This window comes from Thioclava sp. DLFJ4-1, from assembly GCF_002020145.1.
GTDB classification, from domain to species: Bacteria; Pseudomonadota; Alphaproteobacteria; order Rhodobacterales; family Rhodobacteraceae; genus Thioclava; species Thioclava sediminum.
This window is the reverse complement of sequence record NZ_MPZT01000002.1, coordinates 535,424-556,920: the sequence shown is the minus strand read 5'-3', so window position 1 is coordinate 556,920 and position 21,497 is coordinate 535,424. Positions and strand designations below refer to the sequence as shown.

Sequence of the window (21,497 nt, the reverse complement as noted above, 5' to 3'; positions counted from 1 at the left end):
CCTTAACGCATCAGCAGCATCGGCCCGAGCGGGCGACCTGCGAGGATATGCAGGTGGTAATGCGGCACTTCCTGCACGCCGTTCTCGCCCGCATTGGTGATGCCGCGATAACCCTCGCCGCCTTCGCCCGGGCTCGCGCCGGTCATCTTGCAGACCTCGGCCACGGTGCGGTGGAAATCGACGATCTCGGCATCGCTGGCTTCAGCGCAGAAATGATCGAGTGCGACATAGGCGCCTTTCGGGATCACGAGGACATGCTCGGGCGCTTTCGGGGCGATGTCGCGGAAGGCAAGCGTATGCTCGGTCTCCAGAACGGTGTCGTTCGGGATCTCGCCGCGCAGGATCTTGGCGAAGATGTTCTGATCGTCATAAGTATAGGCCATGGCCTCTCTCCTCAGTCGCGGAAGATGTAGTCGAGTTCGGCCAATTCCTGCGCCATATCGGAAGGGATGTCGAGCGCATGGGCCAGCGCGCGGGCGTTGTCCTCGATCTCGCCGCCCTCGCGCATGAGCGCGTAATTCTCGAACTCGGCATCGCGGAGCCGTTCGGATTCATGGTGCAGATCGGCGCGGATCGTCGGCAGCATCTGCTCGACCACCTGCGGCGGCGTATGCTGCCCCGCGAGGCCGACGCGCTGCGCGTGACCCTTGAGATAGTCGTCGGAGAACTGGCACTCGATCTCGAGGATGCGGGTCTGGCATTTGTCGCGTGTGAAATCCTCGATCACGTCCAGCTCGGCGGGATCGACGCAGATCACCATGCGGTCGGCATTCTCGTGGTCGAAGACCATCCGCATCAGCGCGCGGCGGTGACGGTTGCGCTTTTCCGGGCTGGTCTCGATGCCGCCGAGATCGGGCAGGGGGCCCATCTCGTTGAAGACGTAATCGAGCGCCGGGATCGAGGAGCGTTTGCGGAACTCGGCCACCAGACGTTTCGCGACATGCCATTTCTTGCACAGGATCAGGGTCAGCGTGCGCTCGCGGCCCAAGGTCGCCTCCGCCTCCCAGAAGCGCGGCGCGAAGCGGCGGCCAATGCGGCCTCGCCCGGTGAGGAAGCGATGCAGCGCGCGACCCTCGTTCGAGACGGCGAACTCGACGCCCTCGCGCGTCCACAGCTCGCCCAGACGCTGCTTCAGGTCGCGCGCTTCGGGGCTGATCTTGCGCGCGAAGAGGTAATCCTGCGCCAGAAGCAGATCGTAGTGGTCGTTGTAGAAATTCGCGGGCATCCCGTAATCGGTGAACATCAGGAAGGTCAGCGTCCGGGTACGGATCTCGGTCTCGGGGATCAGGTGATGGACGATGGTCTGAAAGAAGGTCTCGTCCGGGATCCATGTCGTGCGGAAGAACCGCATCACATCGGGCCGCGCCTTGATGAAATCGAGCACCTGCTCCATCGTGCGCCGCCGCAGACACCACCATTGCGAGCCGATCATCATCTGCAGATCGCTCGGCACCTCGCGCGACAGCTTCAGCTGTTTTTGCAGGTTATAAGCGAGATAGAACCGCTTGGGCTGATTGCGCTCGTTGAACCAGTGGCGATAGACCAGCCGGTCTTCTTTCATCCCCGTCTTGATCCAGCCCGAGGAGAAGAAGTCGAAGCTTTCGATGTAATCGACCTCTTCCGCGTCTAAGAAATTATGCGCGTATTCGGCCGATTTGATCTGCATGCAATCGCCCGAGAGCATGTAGAAATGCGTGGCGCGCGGGAAATCGGCGACCGCGGCTTTTACTGCTTCCAGAGTCGCGGCGACGAGGCTCCATTCGCCCCAGCCGCATTTGACGCGCTTTTTCGCGAAGGTGACATTGGGATTGGCATCGAGCGCGCTGCGCAGCTTGCGGTAATGTTCGGGCTTGGCGCGCGCGTCGAAATGGATCGCCACATAATCGCCCGTCTGCGTCAGCCGTTCCGCCTGCGCGATGATCCCGTCAGGATCCTTATGGGTCAGAAGAATAAAGGCGATTCGGGCCATACGGGAAACGATGCGATGTCACTTGCTGGTATTATCCGACTTGTTAGCCGGAATGAGCGTTGAAAAGACAGGACTTCTTTGCTCTTTACTCGATATTTATTATGTCTGCGTTACCCGGTCACGGGTATGCGACCTTCTGGAGGGCTTTGAATGGGATTTCCCGGAACCTGGATGACCGAGAGCGAAAGCATGGTGTATCGCGTCGTGCCGAAATGCGCCTGCTCCTCCATCGGGCAGATCATGTTCTATTCCGATCACGGGAAATTCTTCGACGGCGACATCCACGATTCCAAGGCCGGGCTGCATAAGTGGTCGCAGGACGAAAGCCAGACGCCGATCACCGAAAACGTGCTGGCGCACAAAAGCTACGCCTTCACCTGCGTGCGCAATCCCTATCAGCGCATCCTGTCGTCCTTCTTCGACAAGATCGCGGGCATCCAGCGCAACGGCAAACGCTATCGCGGCAAGCTGGTGCCACAGCTGATCCAGAAATACGGGATCGAGGTCGGCTCGCCCGAAGACAATTTCGATTTCGATCAGGTCGCCTCGTTCCGCCGCTTCCTGCTGTTTGCGCGCGACACGATCCGCTGGCGCCGCCCGATGGAGCCGGACATTCACTGGTCGGCCATGTCGGGCCATATCTCGACCTTCATCGTCAATGGCGGGCGCTACGACAACATCTTCTTCACCGAGAAGTTCAACGAGGGGATGCAGTCGGTGCTCGACGCGGTCGAGACGCCGGTGAAAGTTGATCTGGCCAAGGTGCCGCGGTTCAACGAATCCGAAGGGCACGGGCCGAAGCGCGCGCATAAGGTGAGCGATTATTTCGACGACCTGTCGCGTCACCTGATCTGGGAAATCTACAAGAAGGATTTCCAGCTGTTCCAATATGATTTCGACGATCCGGACAACAAGCTGCCGGTGGGCGAGGTCGATCTGGACGAGGTGCACGCCAAGCTGGGCGACTGATCACCAGCGTTTCAGCGCGTCCTCGTCTTCATCCTTCGCGGCGACCCAGGAGGTGCCCTCGGGCCCATGTTCCTTCTTCCAGAAGGGCGCGCGGGATTTCAGGTAATCCATCAGGAATTCGGCCGCCTCGAACGCCGCGACGCGGTGGCGCGCGGCGGTGGCGACCATCATGATCTGCTCGCCCACGCCCAGCCGTCCATGGCGGTGGATGACGGTCACGTCCGACAGGTTCCAACGCTCAACCGCCTGATCGACGATCCCCGCGATCGCGCGTTCGGTCATGCCGGGGTAATGTTCGAGCTCCAGCGCCTCCATCGCGCCGGTGTCGTCGCGCACGATGCCGGTGAAGCTGACGACGGCGCCGACATCCGCGCGGCCCGTGCCGAAATTGGCAAGCTCTGCGCCCAGATCGAAGGGCTCGGCCTGAACGGAGACTTTCATCTCAGCCCCCCGTCATCGGCGGGAAGAAAGCCACCTCGCGCACGCCTTCGAGCGGCGCGTCGAACTCCGCGAGATCCTGATCGAGCGCCACGCGCAGCGCGGAAATATCGGCAAAAGCCGCCTCGTAGCGCGGCTCGCGTGCCTTCAGCTCTTCGACGAGGTCGGCCACAGTCTTGGCCTCAGTCTCGACCTTTTCGCGTGGCAGGCCGATCCGCTCGCGGACCCAAGCGAAATAGAGAACGTCAATCATGGCTCGGCTCCTTCAGATAGGGCAGGGCCTTGCGAAAATAATCCCAGCCGGTGATCGCGGTCAGCACGGCGGCGATCCAGATCAGCGCGAGGCCGACATGGGTCGCGAAATCGGCAGGCGTGGCGCCCAAGCGGATATCGCCTTCACCGGCGCGCGGGGCCTGACCCTGTTCGAGATAGGCGAGCCCGGTGCCGAGGAACAGCACGGCGATCGCCACCATCTGCGCGGTGGTCTTCCATTTGGCGAGCTTCGTGACCCGCAGCCGCCCGGCATCTGCGCCGAGGAATTCGCGCAGCCCCGAGACGAAGACTTCGCGGAACAGGATCACGGTGGCGGGCAGGATCAGCCACGGGTTCATGCCCGAGTAGCCGGTCAACACCACCAGCGCGATCACCACCATCGCCTTGTCGGCAATCGGGTCGAGCATCGCGCCGAAGCGGCTCTCCTGTTTCCACGCCCGGGCGAGGTAGCCATCGAACCAGTCGGTGACCGCCGCGCTGATGAACAGCGCAAGCGCCAGCCAGTCGGCCCAGGGGCGAGAAAAATAAAGGAACAAGACCGCCACACCGGGGGCAGCCAAGAGCCTGAGCACGGTCAGGATATTGGGAAGGGTCCATTTCATGGGAGGCAACCTAGCTGCGTGGTTCGCAAAGCGGAAGAGGGCGCGTTAACGGGTCGCGGGATCGCGATATGCATGCACCGTCCCATTACGGTCGGTAACGCGCCAGTCTCCGGGGCTGTCGCCCGGTGTGAAGTGGTCCGAGGTGATCGGCACCTTGCCGTGGCCGCCAGGGATATCGAGCACGTAGCTGGGCAGCATCGTGCCCGAGCAACGGCGGCGCAGCTCGGCCATCAGCGCGCGCCCTTCCGCGATTGTGGTGCGGAAATGCGAGGTGCCGCGGGCGAGGTCGCAATGGTGCAGGTAATAGGGTTTGACGCGCAGCTTGGTGAGGGCGCGGAACAGTGCCTCCAGCGCGTCGGCACTCGCGTTGACGCCGCGCAGTAGCACCGTTTGCGATAGCATCGGGATGCCGCGATCCACCAGCCGCGCGATGGCATCGCGGGCAGCGGGCGTGAGTTCCTGCGCGTGATTGGTGTGCAGCACGATCCATGCGGTCGGCGCGGCGCGCAGGATGGTGCAAAGCTGTTCGGTGATCCGCTCGGGGGCGACGACCGGCACGCGCGTATGCAGCCGGATCTGGTCGAGATGCGCGATTGCGGAGAGGCGGTCCAGCACCGCGCTAAGCCTCCGCGTCGAGAGCGTCAGGGGATCGCCTCCGGTCAGGATCACTTCGCGAATGGCCGGGGTCGCCGCGATATAATCGAGCGCCTGCGTCAACTGGTCTTCCGGCAGCGGCCCGGTTTCGCCCACCGTCTCGCGGCGGAAGCAGAAGCGGCAATAGACGTCGCAGGTCTTGGTGATGTGCAGGATCACCCGGTCGGGATAGCGATGCGTCAGCCCCGGAGCGGGGGAATGGGCGTTGTCACCTATCGGGTCTTCCAGTTCTTCGGGGCGCGTGACCAGCTCGGCCGCGGAGGGCACGAATTGCGCGGCCACCGGGTCGGTCGGATCGGCAATCGCCCCGCGCATCTCGGGTGTCACGCGGATGCGGAACTCATCGGCCACGCGCTCCAGATCGGCGCGGGTGTCCGAGGCGGTCAGCCCGTCGCGTTCGAGATCGGCCACGCGGGTCAGCGCGCGGGGATGGCGGCTGTGATCGGTCATCTCAGCCCTTCTCGTTGAAGAAATTGTGGATCGTCTCGGCCATCGCCTCGGAGATGCCGTCGACCTCCATAAGATCGATCGGCGCCGCACGGCTGACCGCCTTGGCGGACCCGAAATGCGCGAGCAGCGCGCGCTTGCGGGCCGCGCCGATGCCCGGCACTTCATCCAGCGGGTTCGCCATCTGCGCCTTGGCGCGTTTCGCGCGGTGGGTGCCGATGGCCCAGCGGTGCGCCTCGTCGCGCAGGCGCTGGATGTAGTAGAGGACCGGCGATTGCCGGGGCAGGGCGATGGGGCGCTGGCCGGTGCGGTGGAATTCTTCCTTGCCGTGGTCGCGGTCCACGCCTTTCGCGACGCCGACCATCGCGACATCGCTCACGCCCATCTCGTCCATGATCTCGCGCACCGCCGAGACCTGCCCGGCGCCACCGTCGATCAGCAGAAGATCGGGCCAGGCCTCGGATTTCCGCTCCGGGTCTTCCTTCAGCAAACGGGTGAAGCGGCGCGTCAGCACCTCTTTCATCATCCCGAAGTCGTCGCCCGGCGTCAGGTCTGCGTTCTTGATGTTGAACTTGCGATACTGGCTCTTGATGAAGCCCTCAGGCCCTGCGACGATCATCCCGCCCACGGCATGTGCGCCCTGAATGTGCGAGTTGTCGTAGACCTCGATCCGCTGTGGCGGCTTCTCCAGCCCGAAGGCTTCTGCCACGCCCGCCAGCAGTTTCGCCTGCGCAGCACTTTCGGACATCTTTCGACCGAGGCTCTCGCGGGCGTTGCGCGCGGCATTCTCGACCAGCTCGGCCTTTTCGCCCCGCTGCGGGACCGTGATCTCGACGCGGCGCTCGGCGCGTTCCGAGAGGAATTCGCTTACCAGTTCCTCATCCTCGACCGGGTGCGACAGCAGGATCAGCTTCGGCGGCGGGCGGTTGGTGTAGAACTGCGCGATGAAGGCCTGCAGGATTTCGGGCGCTTCGGCGCCGGAGCCGGTCTTGGGGTAGAAGTCGTGATTGCCCCAGCTCTGGTTCGCGCGGATGAAGAAGACCTGCACACAGGCCTGCCCGCCCTCCTGATGGAGCGCGATCACATCGGCCTCGGCGGTGCTGCGCGGGTTGATCCCCTGGCTCTGCTGCACATTGGTCAGCGCCTTGATCCGGTCACGGAGCGCAGCGGCGCGCTCGAATTCCATATCGTCGGAGGCTTGCTGCATCTGTTCGGCCAGTTCGCGCTGGATCGTGGTGGACTTGCCTTGCAGGAACCGCTTCGCGTCGTCGACAAGCGCTGCGTAATCCTCCTCGGAGATTTTGCCCACGCAGGGCCCGGAGCACCGCTTGATCTGATATTGCAGGCAGGGGCGCGTGCGGGTCTCGAACATCGAGTCCGAGCAGTTGCGCAGCAGGAAGACCCGCTCCAGCTGGTTCAGCGTGCGGTTCACCGCGCTCGCGCTCGCGAAGGGGCCGAAGTAATGGCCCTTCTCTTTGCGCGCGCCGCGATGCTTCTTGATCATCGGATAGGGGTGGTCCGTCGCGATCAGGATATTGGGGAAGCTTTTGTCGTCCCGCGCGAGCACGTTGTAGCGCGGCTTGAGCTGCTTGATCAGGTTCTGTTCAAGCAGCAGCGCCTCGGTCTCGGTCCGCGTCGTGAGAAACATCATCGAGGCGGTCTCATGGATCATCCGGGCGATCCGCGCCGAGTGTCCCGAGGGGCGTGCATAGTTCGAAACGCGCGCCTTCAGGTTGCGCGCCTTGCCGACATAGAGAACCTCGCCCTTCGCGTTCAGCATCCGATAGACGCCCGGCGAGCCGTCGAGGCGCTTGAGATAATCCGCGATCAGCGCATGGCCCGTCATCCCGTGTTGCGGGCGCGTGGCCGCCGGGGGATCGAGGGCGTCGTTGCTGTTTACGTCGTCATTCATGAGCAGGCTTCGATTCTCCCCTGTGGCTGCAACCTCGCGAAGACGTTTTCAAGGAAAAACATGTCCACGAAATTTGGGGATAACTCTGTTGGCAAACATGTGGGACCGTGGGTTCCGACCTTAATATAAGGGTTGATAGAGTGTTTGCTCATTTTTTGAGCAAGTTACGAGTGCGTTGATTTCATTGAGAAATTTTTCGCACACTCGCCAAGCTATTGAAAGGATTACTACTTTTGTGACGGTACTGTTACAAGCCGCCGCGCAGTGCACAACTTTGGCCTGCGATTCGTTTTCAGGCTCATTCCGGACCTAATACATCGGGGGTCCGCCAGCCCAAATGTTGGCCTCCATCGACGCAGAGCAACTGCCCTGTGACGGCCGGTGCGTCCATGAAATATCCCAGCGCCGCGACGATATCTGCGGGGTCTGCGCCGCGTTCCAGGATCGTCGCCGCGCGCTGCCGGTTGAAGTGCTCTTCAGACTGGCGGGCGCCTTGCAGGGTCGGGCCGGGGCCGATCGCGTTCACACGTATAGCGGGAGCCAGCGCCTGCGCACTCGTCTGCGTGAGTGTCCACAGACCCATCTTCGCGAGCGTGTAGGTCATGAACTCCGGCGTCAGCTTGCGCATCCGCTGGTCGACCATGTTGATCACCAGCGCGCGGGCCTTGGGCTCCGCGCCCGAGCGGTCGGCTTCCGGGGCCTGCGCCGCGAAATGCTGGATCAGCACGAAGGGTGCGCGCAGGTTCGACCCGATATGCCGGTCCCAGCTTTCGCGCGTGGCGGAGCGGATCGTGTCGTATTCGAAAATCGAGGCGTTGTTGATCAGCAGATCGAGCGGCCCATCGAGCAGTTGCGCCGCGCGCGGCACCAGTTCCGCCGTCGCGGCCTCGTCCAGCAGATCGGCCTGCATGATCTCGGCGCGCACGCCTTTCGCACGGACCTCTGCCGCCGTTGCCTCCGCGTCCTCTGCGGATCCGTGATAATGGATTGCGACGTCTACGCCGCGCTCGGCCAGATAAAGCGCCATCGCGCGCCCCAGCCGTTTCGCGCCACCTGTCACCAATGCTCGTTTCATGCGCTGCCTCCAATGAAGAGGGCCACCATATAGGCCAGGTACGCGGCGGTGAAAGCGATGCCGATGCCTCGGGTGATCACGCGGTTGCCGAAGATGAACGGGGCCAGCGCGATCGAGGCCGCCGCCATCACCCAAAGGTCGACATGCAGCATCTGGCTCGGCACCGGAATGTCGCCGAACAGGCCCGCGACGCCGATGATGCAGAGCAAGTTGAAGATGTTCGAGCCCACGACATTGCCGAGCGCGAGGTCCGAACGGCCCTTCATCGCCGCGGTGATCGAGGTCGCCAGTTCGGGCAGCGAGGTGCCGAGCGCGACCAGCGTCAGGCCGATCACCGCATCCGAGACGCCCATCGCGCTCGCGATTTCCGACGCGCCGCTGACCAGCCAGCTCGCCCCCAGAGGCAGCCCCACGAGGCCTGCGAGAACGTAGAGCCCGATGCGCCAGAGCGGCATTTTCGGATCGACGCTCTCGACCTCTTCATCGGCTTCGGTCTCGGGACCGGAGCCCGCGCCGCGATTGGCACGATGGGCGCGCGCCTCGCGGATTTGCCGAAACAGGATGATGCCGAGCGCGAAGAGCAGGAGCAGCGCCTGCGCCCAGCCGATCGGCCCCATGAAACAGACGAGGATGAAGAGGATCGTCGCCCCCATCATCAGCACAAAGCTCTCGCGCGTGTCGTGCAGATCGGTGCGGATCGCGGAGATCATCGCAGGCAGGCCCAGCACCAGCAGGATATTGGCGATATTCGAGCCCACGACATTGCCGAGCGCCATGCTGGGCGCCTTGTCGAGGACGGCGGCGACCGAGACCATCAGCTCGGGCGCGGAGGTGCCGAAGGCCACCACGGTCAGGCCGACGATCAGCGCAGGAATGCCAAGGCGCAGCGACATCGCCACCGCGCCTTTCACCAGCAGATCGCCCGCCACGACCAGCAGTACCAGCCCGGCAATGATCTCGCCGAAATCCCAGATCATTTACGGCGCTCCGTCTTCTTCGCAGTTTTGCTATTGGAGGTCGTCTTGCAGGGGCAGGGGCCCCGGCCGATTTTCGGACGTCCGCAGTCGGGACAACGCGCCGATAGCCTGCCGGGTCCGCGCGGGCCCTTGAGTTTCGGCATCCGCAGTTTGCCGAACATGGCGAGCACCGCCATGACGACGAGGAAGAGTGTCATGCCCTTGATGAGCATCGGGTTACAGCCCGTAGCGCGCCCAGAGCGCGCGTTCCTCGGCGGTATCGATCAAAGCGCCTGCCGTGGCCGCTGCCATCTCGCCGCCGATCTGCGCGCCGAAGCGCCGGAAGATCGAGCGTTTGGGCGCGTAAGGCACGATGCGGGTCTTCTCGCCGTAGATCTCTTTCAGCTTCGGCACCGCATGGCCGAGCCCGTCGATCAGCCCGGTGTTTTCGGCCAGCGCCTGCCGCCCGGTCCAGATATCGCCGGTGAAGAGGTCGCGATCCTCGGGCAGTTTCGCGCCGCGCCGGGACTGCACGTGCTCCTTGAACGAGACATGCATGTCGTCGAGCAGCTTGTTGAGCCGCGCGACGTCTTCGTCCTTCTCGGGGCGGAAGGGGTCCATGAAACTTTTCGAGCCGCCTGCGGTATGAACGCGGCGCTGGATGCCGTGGCGGTTGATGAACTCGTCGAGGCCGAACCCTGCCGAGATCACCCCGATCGAGCCCACGACCGAGGTCGGATCGGCCCAGATCTGGTCTGCGGCGCAGGCGAGCCAGTAGCCGCCCGAAGCCGCGACGTCTTCGACGAAGGCATGGACGGGAATGCCTTTTTCATCCGCAAGCCTGCGGATGCGTCCCGCGATCAGCGCCGATTGCACGGGCGATCCGCCGGGCGAATTGATCAGCAGAGCGACCGCGGCCGGTTTGCCGCGCGCGAAGGCGCGCTCGATGATCGGGGCCATGGCGGCATCCGACAGGCCGGGCGCACCGGGGCGCGAGACGCCGATGGCGCCGTGCAAACGGATAACCGCGACGAAGGGCGATTTCTTGACGAAAGGGAGGCGTTGGATCAGGCTCATGTGAGGGATGTAGAGGCTCACCCCTGCCCGCGCAAGCGCAGCGATGACGGTTCCTGTCCGCGCCTGTTCGCGATTGAACCAGTCGTGACTTGCTGGCCGGGGCATGCTCGCCCCATCATCGGGGCCGGGAGGATGGATATGACCGAAGACGACAGGCTCGCCGTGATTCTGGCGGATCATGCGGGGCGCGAAGGTGCGCTGCTGCCCATTCTTCACGATGTGCAGGCCGCTTACGACTGCGTGCCCGCCGATTGCTACCAGCCGATCGCCGATGCTTTGCGGCTGAGCCGGGCCGAGGTGGCGGGCGTCGTCTCCTTCTATCACGACTTCCGCGATGCGCCCGCGGGCAAGCATGTGATCAAGCTGTGCCGAGCCGAGGCCTGCCAGTCGATGGGCGGGACCGAGATGATCGCGCGGCTGGAGCGGGCGCTGGGAATGAAAGTCGGGGAAACGAAGGGCGATGTGACCCTCGAGGCGGTCTATTGCCTCGGGCTGTGTGCCTGCGCGCCCGCCGCGATGGTGGGCGATCAACTGGTCGGGCGGGCGACGCCCGAGCGGATCGAGGCTCTGGTCGCGGAGGTCTCGGCATGAAGATCTGGGTTCCCTGCGATGCCGCCGCCGTAGCCTGTGGGGCCGATGAGGTCGCTGCCGCGATCGCGTCGGCGGCCGGGCTGCGCGGCGAGACGATTGAGATCATCCGCAATGGCACGCGCGGGATGATCTGGCTGGAGCCTCTGGTCGAGATCGAGCGCGACGGCGTGCGCCACGGCTTCGGCCCGATGGCGCCCGAGGACGTGCCGGCGCTGTTCGAAGACGGCGATCACCCGAAGGCGCTCGGCCCGGTCGAGGAGATCCCCTTTTACGCAAAACAGACCCGTCTGACCTTCGCGCGCTGCGGGCGGACCGATCCGCTCTCGCTTGCCGATTACGAGGCGGACGAGGGCTGGCAGGGTCTCAAACGCGCGCTGGAACTGGGCGGTGCGCAGACCATCGAAGAGGTCACGACCTCGGGTCTGCGCGGTCGAGGCGGTGCGGGCTTCCCGACGGGTATCAAGTGGAAGACCGTCGCCGGGGCAGACGCCCCGCAGAAATACATCGTCTGCAACGCGGATGAGGGCGATAGCGGCTCCTTCGCCGACCGGATGCTGATGGAGGGCGATCCCTTTTGCCTGATCGAGGGCATGGCGATTGCCGGTCTCGCGGTTGGCGCGACCAAGGGCTTCATCTATATCCGCTCGGAATATCCGCACGCGATCCGCACGCTGAACGCGGCGATCAAGGCGGCATGCGCTGCCGGGATCATCGGCGACAGCCTGATGGGGCAGGGACCGGCCTTCGATCTCGAAGTCCGCGTCGGCGCGGGCGCCTATATCTGCGGCGAGGAAACGTCGCTCCTGAATTCGCTCGAAGGCAAGCGCGGGATGGTTCGCGCCAAGCCGCCGTTGCCTGCGCTGGAAGGCGCGTTCGGCAGGCCTACGGTCGTGAACAACGTGCTCTCGCTCGCGGCTGTGCCGTGGATTCTGGTCCATGGTGGTGCTGCCTATGCGGAGTTCGGGCTGGGCCGCTCGCGCGGGACGATTCCGATCCAGATCGCGGGCAACGTGAGACATGGCGGGCTGTTCGAGACCGGTTTCGGGATGTCGCTCGGTACGCTGGTCAACGAGATCGGCGGCGGCACGGCTTCGGGGCGTCCGTTCAAGGCGGTGCAGGTCGGCGGACCGCTGGGCGCCTATCACGGCCCCGACGATTTCGATCTGCCGGTCTGCTACGAGGCCTTTGCCGATCAGGGCGGGCTGGTGGGCCATGCCGGCTTCGTAGTGCATGACGACAGCGCCGACATGCTCGCGCTCGCCCGCTACGCGATGGAGTTCTGCGCCATCGAGAGCTGCGGGAAATGCACGCCCTGCCGGATCGGCGCGGTGCGCGGCATCGAGACGCTCGACCGCGTGGCGGCGGGCGACCCGGCGGCGATCGAGCTGCTGCACGAGCTATGCGAAGTGATGGAGAAGGGCTCGCTCTGCGCGATGGGGGGCTTCACGCCTTACCCGGTGCGCTCGGCGATCCGGCTCTTCCCGCAAGAATTCTCGCTCTCACAGGAGGCTGCGGAATGAAGGATTTCATCATCCCCGACGGAGTGCACGGGCCGAAACTCTCCGATATGGGCACACCTGAAAAATCGGGCCCGCCTGTGACGCTGGTGATCGACGGCATGGATGTGAGCGTTCCCGAGGGCACTTCCGTGATGCGCGCCGCCGCCGAGGCCGGGATCACTGTGCCGAAGCTGTGTGCGACCGATATGCTGGATGCTTACGGCTCGTGTCGCCTGTGCGTGGTCGAGATCGAAGGGATGCGCGGCACGCCTGCCTCCTGCACCACGCCCGTGCGCGAGGGTATGGTCGTGAAAACCCAGACCGATCAGCTCGCGCGGCTGCGGCGCGGGGTGATGGAGCTCTATATCTCCGATCACCCGCTGGATTGTCTGACCTGCGCGGCGAATGGCGATTGCGAATTGCAGGACATGGCGGGGGCCGTTGGTCTGCGTGACGTGCGCTATGCGCCGGGCGAGAACCATGTCGAGACGCGCGCGGCGGAGGGGGCCAATCCGCTCTATATCCCGCGCGACGATTCCAATCCGTATTTCTTCTACGATCCGTCGAAATGCATCGTCTGCATGCGCTGCGTGCGCGCCTGCGAAGAGGTGCAGGGCACTTTCGCGCTGACCGTGGACGGGCGCGGCTTCGACGCCCGCATCTCGACCGGAACGGAAGATTTCCTGAACTCGGATTGCGTGAGCTGCGGCGCCTGCGTGCAGGCCTGCCCGACCGCGACCCTGCAGGAGAAGACCGTCGACGAGATCGGCGTGCCGGAGCGTTCGGTGGTCACGACCTGCGCCTATTGCGGCGTGGGCTGCTCTTTCGAGGCGCAGATGCGTGGCGACCAACTGGTGCGCATGGTGCCGTGGAAAGAGGGCAAGGCGAACCGCGGCCATAGCTGCGTGAAGGGCCGTTTCGCCTGGGGCTATGCGAACCACGGCGACCGCATCCTGAACCCGATGATCCGCGACAGCATCACCGATGCGTGGCGCGAAGTGTCGTGGGAAGAGGCGCTGGAGTTTGCCGCGAACGGCATCAAGCGTGCGCAGGCCAAACACGGCAAGGATTCCGTCGGTGTCATCACCTCCTCGCGCTGCACCAATGAGGAAACCTTCCTCGTGCAGAAACTTGCCCGCGCGGTGATGGGCACGAACAACACCGACACTTGCGCCCGCGTCTGCCATTCGCCCACGGGCTACGGGCTGAAGCAGACCTTCGGGACCTCTGCGGGCACGCAGGATTTCGACAGCGTCGAGCAGGTGGATTGCGCCGTGGTGATCGGGGCGAACCCGACCGACGGCCACCCGGTCTTCGGCTCGCGGCTGCGCAAGCGGCTGCGGCAGGGGGCGAAGCTGATCGTGGTCGACCCGCGCCGGATCGACCTGCTGGAGACCCCGCATATGGGCGAAGGGCATCACCTGCCGCTGCGTCCGGGCACCAATGTCGCGGTACTGACCGCGATGGCCCATGTGATCGTGACGGAAGGGCTGTTCGACGAGGCCTTCATCCGCGAGCGCTGCGATTGGGACGAATGGTCGGATTATGCCGAATTCGCCGCCGATCCGGCCCATTCGCCGGAAGCCGTCGAAGAGCTGACCGGCGTGCCGGCCGAGGCGCTGCGCCAAGCCGCGCGCACCTATGCCGCCGCGCCCAACGGGGCGATCTATTACGGGCTGGGCGTGACCGAGCATAGCCAGGGCTCGACCACCGTGATCGCGATCGCCAACCTCGCGATGATGACCGGCAATATCGGCCGTCCCGGTGTGGGCGTGAATCCGCTGCGCGGCCAGAACAACGTGCAGGGCTCGTGCGACATGGGCTCGTTCCCGCACGAACTCCCGGGCTATCGCCATGTCTCAGACGATACCGCGCGCCATGGGTTCGAGGTGGAATGGGGCGTCACGCTCGACCCCGAGCCGGGGCTGCGCATCCCGAACATGCTCGACGCGGCCGTCGCCGGGGATTTCAAGGCGATCTACATTCAGGGCGAAGACATCCTGCAATCCGATCCCGATACCCATCACGTGGCCGCGGGCCTCGCGGCGATGGACTGCGTGATCGTGCATGACCTCTTCCTGAACGAGACCGCGCGCTACGCCCATGTGTTCCTGCCGGGCTCGACCTTCCTCGAGAAGGACGGGACCTTCACCAATGCCGAGCGCCGCATCAATCCGGTGCGCAAGGTCATGGCGCCGAAGGCGGGGCTGGCCGATTGGGAGGCGACGCAGGCGCTGGCCAATGCACTGGGCGCAGGGTGGAGCTATACCCACCCCTCCGAGATCATGGACGAGATCGCGCGCACGACACCCGCCTTCGCGGGAGTCACCTACGATCTGATCGACCAGATGGGCTCGGTGCAGTGGCCCTGCAACGATGCGCATCCGCAAGGCTCGCCGGTGATGCATGAGGAAGGCTTCGTTCGCGGCTCCGGGCGGTTCATCCGCACGGCCTATGTCGCGACCGAGGAACGGACCGGGCCGCGCTTCCCGCTGCTGCTGACGACCGGGCGCATCCTGTCGCAATATAACGTGGGAGCGCAGACGCGGCGGACCGAGAACTCTGTCTGGCATGCCGAGGACCGGTTGGAAATCCACCCGCATGACGCGGAGACGCGCGGTATTCGCGACGGCGATTGGGTGCGTCTGGCGAGCCGGGCGGGCGAGACGTCCTTGCGTGCGACGATCACGGATCGAGTCTCGCCCGGCGTCGTCTACACGACCTTCCACCACCCTGACACGCAGGCCAATGTGGTCACCACCGACAATTCCGACTGGGCGACGAACTGCCCGGAATACAAGGTGACGGCGGTGCAGGTGGGGCTGTCGAACGGGCCCTCGGACTGGCAGGAGCTTTACACGGCGCAGACCAAGCTGACCCGGCGCGTCGAGGCGGCTGAATGACGGCAACCGATTGGGACATGCCCAGCGGCGCGGTGCAGCGGCTCGCCGAGGAAGTGCCGGTCGCGCTGTCTTTCGACGGGGTGACGCAGGCGGTGATGATGGCAAGCCCCGCCGATCTGGAGGATTTCGCACTGGGCTTCGCGCTCTCCGAAGGGCTGATCGAGGACGCGTCCGAGATCACCCGGCAGGAGCTGGAAGTGACCGAGGCCGGGATCGAGGCGCGCAACTGGCTGGCCGCACCTGCTGGCGCACGCTTTGCCGAACGCCGCCGCGCCACGATGGGCCCGGTGGGTTGCGGGCTGTGTGGCATCGAACAGCTGGAAGAAGCACGCCGTAAGCTTCCGCCGGTCGCACCGCCGCGATTCACCATGTCGCCGGAGCAGGCTTCGGAGGCGCTCGAGACCCTGCGCGACCACCAGCCGCTGCAGGACGAGACCCGCGCCGCCCATGCGTCGAGCTTCTGGCAGCCGGGCAAGGGGATCGTGCTGACGCGCGAGGATGTCGGGCGACACAACGCGCTCGACAAGCTGATCGGGGCGCTGATCCGGGGTGGGATAGACCCGGCGAGCGGCGCGCTTGTAATGACCTCGCGGCTCTCGGTCGATCTGATCCAGAAAGTGGCGACGCTACGTATCCCGGTGATCGTCGGCCCCTCCGCCCCGACCGCGCTTGCGGTGAGCGAGGCACGGGACGCGGGCCTTACCGTTATCGCGCGCGCAGGCCGGGGCCTCGCGCTTTATACCGCGCCGCAGGAGGCCACCGCATGAAGCCTGAGAAACTCGCCGGGATGGCCAATCAGATCGCACAGTTCTTCGAGAGCCAGCCCGGCGATCAGGCGCATGCCGTCGCCGATCACATCAATGCCAACTGGGCGCCCACAATGCGCGACACGTTCCTCGCGGCGGCCGACAAGCTGGACCTGCATCCGCTGGTGAAAGCGGCCTTGCCGCAGATTCGTCCCCCTCAGCGGGGCTGATCTCCGGGCCTCACGACCGGCGCGAAGGAGAGGGTGAAGTTTTTCCCGTCTGCGAAGGGGTAGGGCGCCGCGAGCTGTTGCACCTCGCCGGTCGTCCAGTCGGGATGATCCGGATAAGTCGCGCGCAGAAGGCCCGTGCCGGTTGCCGCATTCGTGCCGTCCCAGATCACGAAGGCCGGGCCGTCGGGCAGGGGTTTCGTAAAGTCCGAACTGGCATTCAGAACCGTCATCCGGGGCGCGCGATAGAGGATATTCGCGCCTTCCCATTGCGGCGCGATCAGGGTCGCATCCGCGCCAACGGCGGCCACCAGCTGCGGCACCAGCGTCTCAAAGGGGGCGGCATTGCGGCTCTTGCCTTGGAAGAAATGCACTGGCAGCGCGATCGTCACCAGTACGAGCAGCACCGCGTAGACCTGCTGCAGCCGCCGCAGCCCGGTCGCGCTGAGCCGGGGCAAAAGCCACAGGCCAAGCGCGGGGCCCGCGAGGAACAGCAGCGGTTGGAGCCAGCGATCCTTAATCTGCCCCGCACCGACCGCAAGCGCACCGATCAGCAGCAGCAAGAGCCCGATCACCATCACGCGCAGCATCAGCCGCAGCAGCGGTTGCGGCGCTTCGGGTTTTCTCTCCCGGTAGCGCCAGTAGAGCAGCCTGCCGACCAGCAGCGGCAAAGCGAGGAAATTCAGAACACCCTGACCGGTTGCAAGAACCGGACCGACAAGTCGCGCGCCCAGTGAGACGTCTTCGGCGGCGTCGAATTTCTTTGCCGAGGCGAAGGCGATCTCGGGATGGTTCAGGATCCAGACATAGGGCGGCAGCGCGATTGCGGCGGCGATCAGCAGCGACAGAAACAGGCGGCGATCACGGAAGGACGCGCGGAACTCGGGAAAACCGATCAGCGCAAAGGTCGTCGAGATCGGTAGCAGCACGAAGTTGTATTTCGACAGCAGCCCCATGCCCAGCACCAGCCCGAGCGTCACGAAGCCCGCAAGGCTGGGGCGGCGCGCGATCCACCAGATCGTGGCAAAGCACAGCGCCGCCGAAAAGGTCGCAAGCACCGAATGGGTCAGAGCGCGCTGGCTTTCCCAAGCGATTTGCGGCAGCAGCACGAGGCCCAGCGTCGCGACCCATGCCCGGCGCGGATCGAGCCGCGTACGCATCAGCCCGTAGCAGGTCAGGACGGTACCGCAGAGCAGGGTGTTTTTCAGAACCGCGAGGCCGAACATCGTCGGCCCGGTCACCATGAAGACCAGATGCTGCAGCCACGCGAAAAGCGGCAGTTGCGGGCCGTAGCCCCACGCGAAGCTGCGCGCATCGAATATCATCTGCGCATCGTCGAGCCCGAGCGCGCCGCCCAAGGCGGTGCGGTAGAGGGTCTGGAAGGCGAAATAGGCGACGATGCTCAGGGGCCAGATCGCATCGGGTAGGGAGCGGCCCGCGGCGCGGGGCATCGGGTCGGCGCTCATGCGGGTGTGCCTGTGGGGACGCGCATCACGGGAAGGGTCTGGAGCATGGCGCACCTATTGGCTGGCGGGACTGCCGCGCGGGGCGGACAGAGAGGGCGATACCACTTTCGACAGGCGGGCCAAAGCGCGAGATGTCCGAGTTTCGCCGGGCGTGGCCACGATGCCGCGCCCTCGGCGAGCGCGGCGATGGCTCAGGCCTCTTTCGAGCGCTCGATATAGGCGCGCAGTTCCTCGGCCTCGTGCCGGGCGTCTCGCAGACCATCCATCGCCGCGCGCAGTTCCGCCTCGGTCTGGCTGAGCTGATTGGCCAGTTCCGCCTCGCGCTGCTCGACATAGACGAGCGCCTGATCGCGGGTCTCTTCGGCTTCATGCAACGCCTGCGCCATCTGCTCCAGCTCGCCCATATCGGCTTGGCTCACGCGGGTGAGGCGGTGGATCAACCAGCTCGCGAACCAGCCGAGAGCGAAAGCCACGAAAAGGATGATCGCTGTGGCGATGATGAATTCGGTTCTGTTCATATGACGTCCCTTCAGCCCTTCGACAGGTCCTCCGGCCGGGATTGCGGGCGCGGCGTTTGATCGCCGGGCGTCTCGACCGGAATTTCTTCTTCTTGCGGGGTGTTTTCCCCCGGTTCTGCGGCGGTGTCCCCATCGCCGTTTTCGGTTTGCGCGCCGTCCTCGGTGGCGGGCGCGCCGTCGTCGGTCACTGCGCCGTTCCAATGCGGCTCGCCGTCTTCTGCGGCGCCTGTCGCATCTGCGGTAGCATCGGGCAGTGCATCGTCGCCCACCGGTGCCTCATCCAGCAGGACGAATTCGATCCGACGGTTCTTCTCGCGGCCTGCCTCGGTGTCGTTCGAGGCGATCGGCTGCGCTTCGCCATAGCCCTTCGCTTCGAGATTGCCGATCAGCACGCCACGATCCAGCAGCCCGCGGATCACCGCCTGCGCCCGCTGCTGCGAGAGCTGCAGGTTCATTTCCTCGCGGCCCTGATTGTCGGTGTAACCGGCCACTTCCATCTTGAAATCGGTGCAGTTCTTCATCGACTTCGCCAAAGCGTCGAGCGCGTCCAGGCTTTCCGAGGCGACCTGCGCCGAACCCGGATCGAAATCGACCTTCTTCTTCTGCAGCGTCTCGTTGAGGCGCGCGACGCATTCTTTGCCGGTCGGCAGGGCCAGCTGCTCATCCAGGCGCTTGTCGTATTTCACGCTCAGGTCGATCTGCGCGTCTTCGCCGAGCTGGCTCGTCAGGATGCGCGAGATCGTGTCGGAAGCCTGCGGATCGCCCGAGATGCCGTTGACCGAGATGCCGTCGCGGGTGACCGTGACCTTGCCGTCATGGAGCACCGACAGCGCATCGAGCGCGGCCAGCGTGCGCACCGGCCAACCGGCGGGAAGCTCCTTGTCGACGCGGGTCGCGCCATGGACATTGTCATGGCCGAGCTTGGCGCGGGCGTAGCTTTCGATGGTCTGGCGTTCGCGCGCATCGGTCACGCGGCCCTTGAGCTCGACATGGCCGTCGCCATCGCGGGTCGCGGTGAAGCTGGCCTCGGCGGCTTTCGCATCGGGGGCCGGTTCGCGCTTGGCCTTGAGCGAGAACACTCCGGGCAGGTTCGATTCCAACTCGCCTACGACATCGTCGAACTTCTGCTGATCGACGGTCGAGGGGGCATCGAGTGCGATATCGGCATCGGAGAAGGTCACCGAACCCGCGCCGAGATCGCCGACCGCCTTGATCGCCATCTGCGCGGCCTTGGACCAATCAGGCGACGGGGTGCCCATGCCGATGGTGCAGGTCAGCGTGCCTTTCGCGCCTGTCGCGCGGGCGGCGGTCAGGATGCGGTCGCGTGCGCGCTCGTTATCGGCGGAGCAGGCGTCGAAATGCGGGCCTTCCTCCTCGTCGATGAGGAAGCGCAGGGTGAAGGGGGTGATCACGGGGCGCGGCGCGGAGATGTCGAAGCTGAGCTTGAGATCGGTCGGGCGGCGGCGTGCGAGCGACGTCTCCACCCGGCCTTTCTCGGAGGGGCTGTCGGTGATCGCCTGAACCGAGACCTTGCCGGCGGTGACGGACACTTTCGAGCGCGGCAGCGTCTCGATCGTGGTCATCGCGAACTGCATCGCCTGGTCCCAGCCGCCGGGCACCGGGTAATCGGCGCTCTCCAGCATGTCGGTAACGCCATCCTCGCCCGCGACTTTCGAGAGTTTCTCGACGATCGCATCGCGGTCGACCGAAGAGGGCACCAGCCCGATCAGCGAGATGCCGTTCTCGTTGCGCAGCATTTCCAGCGAGAAGGCGGGGGGCGTGATCGGCTTGGTGATCTGCGTGTCGGTATTGTCGACGACCCGCGAGCTATCGACGTATTTGTCGACCTCCGAGACGGCGCGGAAGCGCTCGGCCTCGGTCGGGGCGGTGCCGGAGAGGAGGACTTGCAGCCCGTCGGTATGGATCCGCATCCAGCCGTAGCCTTGCGCCTCCATCGCGACGCGTACTTCTTGTTTCGTGGATTTCTCGACAACGGTCGCAGCGCCGCCCGCAATGACTGCGGACACGACGAGTGCGAGGACAAAGGCGGCGATCGTCAACAAGGTGGCGCGGCTGCGCATCGGTCTCAGGCCCTCCCCCGGGGAATCTTTATCCCGTTTCCTTAAGGCGCAGGGGCGCGGGGATCAATCGAAACGCCGTTACACGATTGCGCCAACGGCGAGAAACAGCGCAGCGATGAGGCCCGTGTCGCGGTTCGCGCGGAACAGTTTCAGGCAGGTGTCCGGGTCGTCGATATCGAGCTGGCGCATCTGCCAGAGCATGTGCCACCCCATCGCCCAGGGCGCGAGCAGGGAGAGCGCGAGACGCAGCGGCGGCGCGCCGGGCATGAGCGCGCCCATCACAGCGATGGTCATCAGCGCAACAGAAGTCATCAGGAAGCCGCCGAGCCATTTTGCGCTGTCGTCGCCAAAGAGCCGCGCGGTGGATTTCACGCCGATCAGCGCGTCGTCTTCCTTGTCCTGATGCGCATAGATCGTGTCGTAGAACAGCGTCCAGGCCATGCCCGCGAAGTAAAGCACGACGGGCGGCCAGCTCAGGCTGCCGGTATGCGCGACCCACAAAAGCAGCGCGCCCCAATTGAACGCGATCCCGAGGAAGATCTGCGGCCACCAGGTGAAGCGCTTGGCGAAAGGATAGATCGCGACCGGACCGAGCGAGACGATTCCGAGGATGATCGCGGGCGTGTTGAAGGTCAGCAGGATCGCAAAGGAGATCAGCGACTGGATCACCGCCCAGGCCAGCGCCTGTTTCGTCGAGACCTCCCCCGAGGGGATCGGCCGCGAGCGGGTGCGCGCCACGCCTGCGTCGATGTCGCGGTCGGTGATGTCGTTCCATGTGCAGCCCGCGCCGCGCATCAGGAAAGCCCCGATGGAAGCGCCGATGGCAAGCCACAGGTCCCACCAGATGAAGCCGCCCGTCGAGGATGCCGCCAGCGCGATCGACCAGTAGCAGGGCAGCAGCAGCAGCCACGTCCCGATCGGACGGTCGGCACGGCTCAGCCGCAGGTAGGGCCGCGTCCATGCCGGGGCCAGCCGGTCGACCCAGTTGCCGCGATAGGCATCCGCGACCGTGCCGTTTGCATCATTCGGGGGCTCGCCCGTGCTCGCGTTTGCCGCCTCTGGCGTTTCGGTTTTTCCGCTCATACAGTCCGCCT

The 21,497-nt window shown here is 65.0% G+C and carries 21 protein-coding genes; 6 read left to right on the top strand and 15 right to left on the bottom strand.

Annotated features, from left to right (window positions below; translation table 11 throughout):
• Positions 1-2 precede the first annotated feature (2 nt).
• Positions 3-383, bottom strand: coding sequence for an HIT domain-containing protein (locus BMI85_RS07800; RefSeq protein WP_075773907.1), 381 nt, complete (start codon positions 381-383; stop codon positions 3-5).
• Between the two features lie 11 nt (positions 384-394).
• On the bottom strand, positions 395-1,969 hold the full coding sequence (locus BMI85_RS07795) for a DUF5928 domain-containing protein (RefSeq protein ID WP_078600643.1): 1,575 nt from the start codon (positions 1,967-1,969) through the stop codon (positions 395-397).
• Positions 1,970-2,119: 150 nt separating this feature from the next.
• On the opposite strand from BMI85_RS07795, the gene BMI85_RS07790 reads away from it, so the two are divergent.
• Positions 2,120-2,938 (top strand): sulfotransferase family protein, encoded by an 819-nt coding sequence (locus tag BMI85_RS07790; RefSeq protein WP_078600640.1) that lies wholly within the window; start codon positions 2,120-2,122, stop codon positions 2,936-2,938.
• Here the strand turns inward: BMI85_RS07790 and BMI85_RS07785 are convergent, their stop codons facing one another.
• The 9 genes from BMI85_RS07785 to BMI85_RS07745 form a co-directional block, all read right to left on the bottom strand.
• On the bottom strand, positions 2,939-3,379 hold the full coding sequence (locus BMI85_RS07785; RefSeq protein ID WP_078600638.1) for a molybdenum cofactor biosynthesis protein MoaE: 441 nt from the start codon (positions 3,377-3,379) through the stop codon (positions 2,939-2,941). It lies immediately after the preceding gene.
• A gap of 1 nt (position 3,380) precedes the next feature.
• Positions 3,381-3,629, bottom strand: coding sequence for a molybdopterin converting factor subunit 1 (gene moaD / locus BMI85_RS07780; protein WP_075773911.1), 249 nt, complete (start codon positions 3,627-3,629; stop codon positions 3,381-3,383).
• Complete coding sequence (gene pgsA / locus BMI85_RS07775; RefSeq protein ID WP_078542255.1) at positions 3,622-4,251, bottom strand: CDP-diacylglycerol--glycerol-3-phosphate 3-phosphatidyltransferase; 630 nt, start codon at positions 4,249-4,251, stop codon at positions 3,622-3,624. The genes moaD and pgsA overlap by 8 nt, the downstream gene beginning before the upstream one ends.
• A 45-nt stretch (positions 4,252-4,296) precedes the next feature.
• Positions 4,297-5,355, bottom strand: a complete 1,059-nt coding sequence (locus BMI85_RS07770; protein ID WP_078600636.1) for a lysine-2,3-aminomutase-like protein — start codon at positions 5,353-5,355, stop codon at positions 4,297-4,299.
• A 1-nt stretch (position 5,356) separates the two neighbouring features.
• Positions 5,357-7,198 (bottom strand): excinuclease ABC subunit UvrC, encoded by a 1,842-nt coding sequence (gene uvrC / locus BMI85_RS07765; RefSeq protein ID WP_143595041.1) that lies wholly within the window; start codon positions 7,196-7,198, stop codon positions 5,357-5,359.
• A 364-nt stretch (positions 7,199-7,562) separates the two neighbouring features.
• Positions 7,563-8,339, bottom strand: a complete 777-nt coding sequence (locus BMI85_RS07760; RefSeq protein ID WP_078600632.1) for an SDR family oxidoreductase — start codon at positions 8,337-8,339, stop codon at positions 7,563-7,565.
• Positions 8,336-9,316 carry a calcium/sodium antiporter gene (locus BMI85_RS07755; protein WP_078522475.1) on the bottom strand — a complete coding sequence of 327 codons (981 nt, stop codon included), beginning with the start codon at positions 9,314-9,316 and terminating at the stop codon, positions 8,336-8,338. Before BMI85_RS07755 ends, BMI85_RS07760 begins: the two co-directional genes overlap by 4 nt.
• Positions 9,313-9,528 (bottom strand): hypothetical protein, encoded by a 216-nt coding sequence (locus BMI85_RS21640; RefSeq protein ID WP_078542250.1) that lies wholly within the window; start codon positions 9,526-9,528, stop codon positions 9,313-9,315. The genes BMI85_RS07755 and BMI85_RS21640 overlap by 4 nt, the downstream gene beginning before the upstream one ends.
• Positions 9,529-9,532: 4 nt before the next feature.
• Positions 9,533-10,366: a S49 family peptidase gene (locus BMI85_RS07745; RefSeq protein WP_348638972.1), complete on the bottom strand. Its 834-nt coding sequence runs from the start codon at positions 10,364-10,366 to the stop codon at positions 9,533-9,535.
• A gap of 144 nt (positions 10,367-10,510) precedes the next feature.
• On the opposite strand from BMI85_RS07745, the gene BMI85_RS07740 reads away from it, so the two are divergent.
• Genes BMI85_RS07740 through BMI85_RS07720 form a run of 5 tightly spaced genes read left to right on the top strand, consistent with a single transcriptional unit; the run spans position 10,511 to position 16,341 of the window.
• Positions 10,511-10,963, top strand: a complete 453-nt coding sequence (locus tag BMI85_RS07740; RefSeq protein WP_078600629.1) for a formate dehydrogenase subunit gamma — start codon at positions 10,511-10,513, stop codon at positions 10,961-10,963.
• Positions 10,960-12,483, top strand: a complete 1,524-nt coding sequence (locus BMI85_RS07735; protein ID WP_078600626.1) for a formate dehydrogenase beta subunit — start codon at positions 10,960-10,962, stop codon at positions 12,481-12,483. The genes BMI85_RS07740 and BMI85_RS07735 overlap by 4 nt, the downstream gene beginning before the upstream one ends.
• Positions 12,480-15,365: a formate dehydrogenase subunit alpha gene (fdhF, locus tag BMI85_RS07730; RefSeq protein ID WP_078600623.1), complete on the top strand. Its 2,886-nt coding sequence runs from the start codon at positions 12,480-12,482 to the stop codon at positions 15,363-15,365. Before BMI85_RS07735 ends, fdhF begins: the two co-directional genes overlap by 4 nt.
• The gene (gene fdhD, locus BMI85_RS07725; protein WP_078600622.1) at positions 15,362-16,132 is read left to right on the top strand and encodes a formate dehydrogenase accessory sulfurtransferase FdhD; all 771 of its coding nucleotides are present in this window, start codon (positions 15,362-15,364) and stop codon (positions 16,130-16,132) included. The genes fdhF and fdhD overlap by 4 nt, the downstream gene beginning before the upstream one ends.
• On the top strand, positions 16,129-16,341 hold the full coding sequence (locus BMI85_RS07720; protein ID WP_078522482.1) for a formate dehydrogenase subunit delta: 213 nt from the start codon (positions 16,129-16,131) through the stop codon (positions 16,339-16,341). Before fdhD ends, BMI85_RS07720 begins: the two co-directional genes overlap by 4 nt.
• Here the strand turns inward: BMI85_RS07720 and BMI85_RS07715 are convergent.
• The 4 genes from BMI85_RS07715 to ubiA all read right to left on the bottom strand — a co-directional run bounded on the left by BMI85_RS07715 (position 16,329) and on the right by ubiA (position 21,486).
• Positions 16,329-17,804: a glycosyltransferase family 39 protein gene (locus BMI85_RS07715; protein ID WP_078600620.1), complete on the bottom strand. Its 1,476-nt coding sequence runs from the start codon at positions 17,802-17,804 to the stop codon at positions 16,329-16,331. The two genes, BMI85_RS07720 and BMI85_RS07715, sit on opposite strands and share 13 nt — an antisense overlap.
• Positions 17,805-17,995: 191 nt before the next feature.
• Entirely contained in the window at positions 17,996-18,322 is a 327-nt protein-coding gene (locus BMI85_RS07710; RefSeq protein WP_078522484.1) for a hypothetical protein, read from the bottom strand.
• 11 nt (positions 18,323-18,333) lie between these two features.
• Positions 18,334-20,403 (bottom strand): OmpA family protein, encoded by a 2,070-nt coding sequence (locus BMI85_RS07705; RefSeq protein WP_078600617.1) that lies wholly within the window; start codon positions 20,401-20,403, stop codon positions 18,334-18,336.
• Positions 20,404-20,481: 78 nt separating this feature from the next.
• Entirely contained in the window at positions 20,482-21,486 is a 1,005-nt protein-coding gene (gene ubiA, locus BMI85_RS07700; RefSeq protein ID WP_078600615.1) for a 4-hydroxybenzoate octaprenyltransferase, read from the bottom strand.
• Positions 21,487-21,497 lie beyond the last annotated feature (11 nt).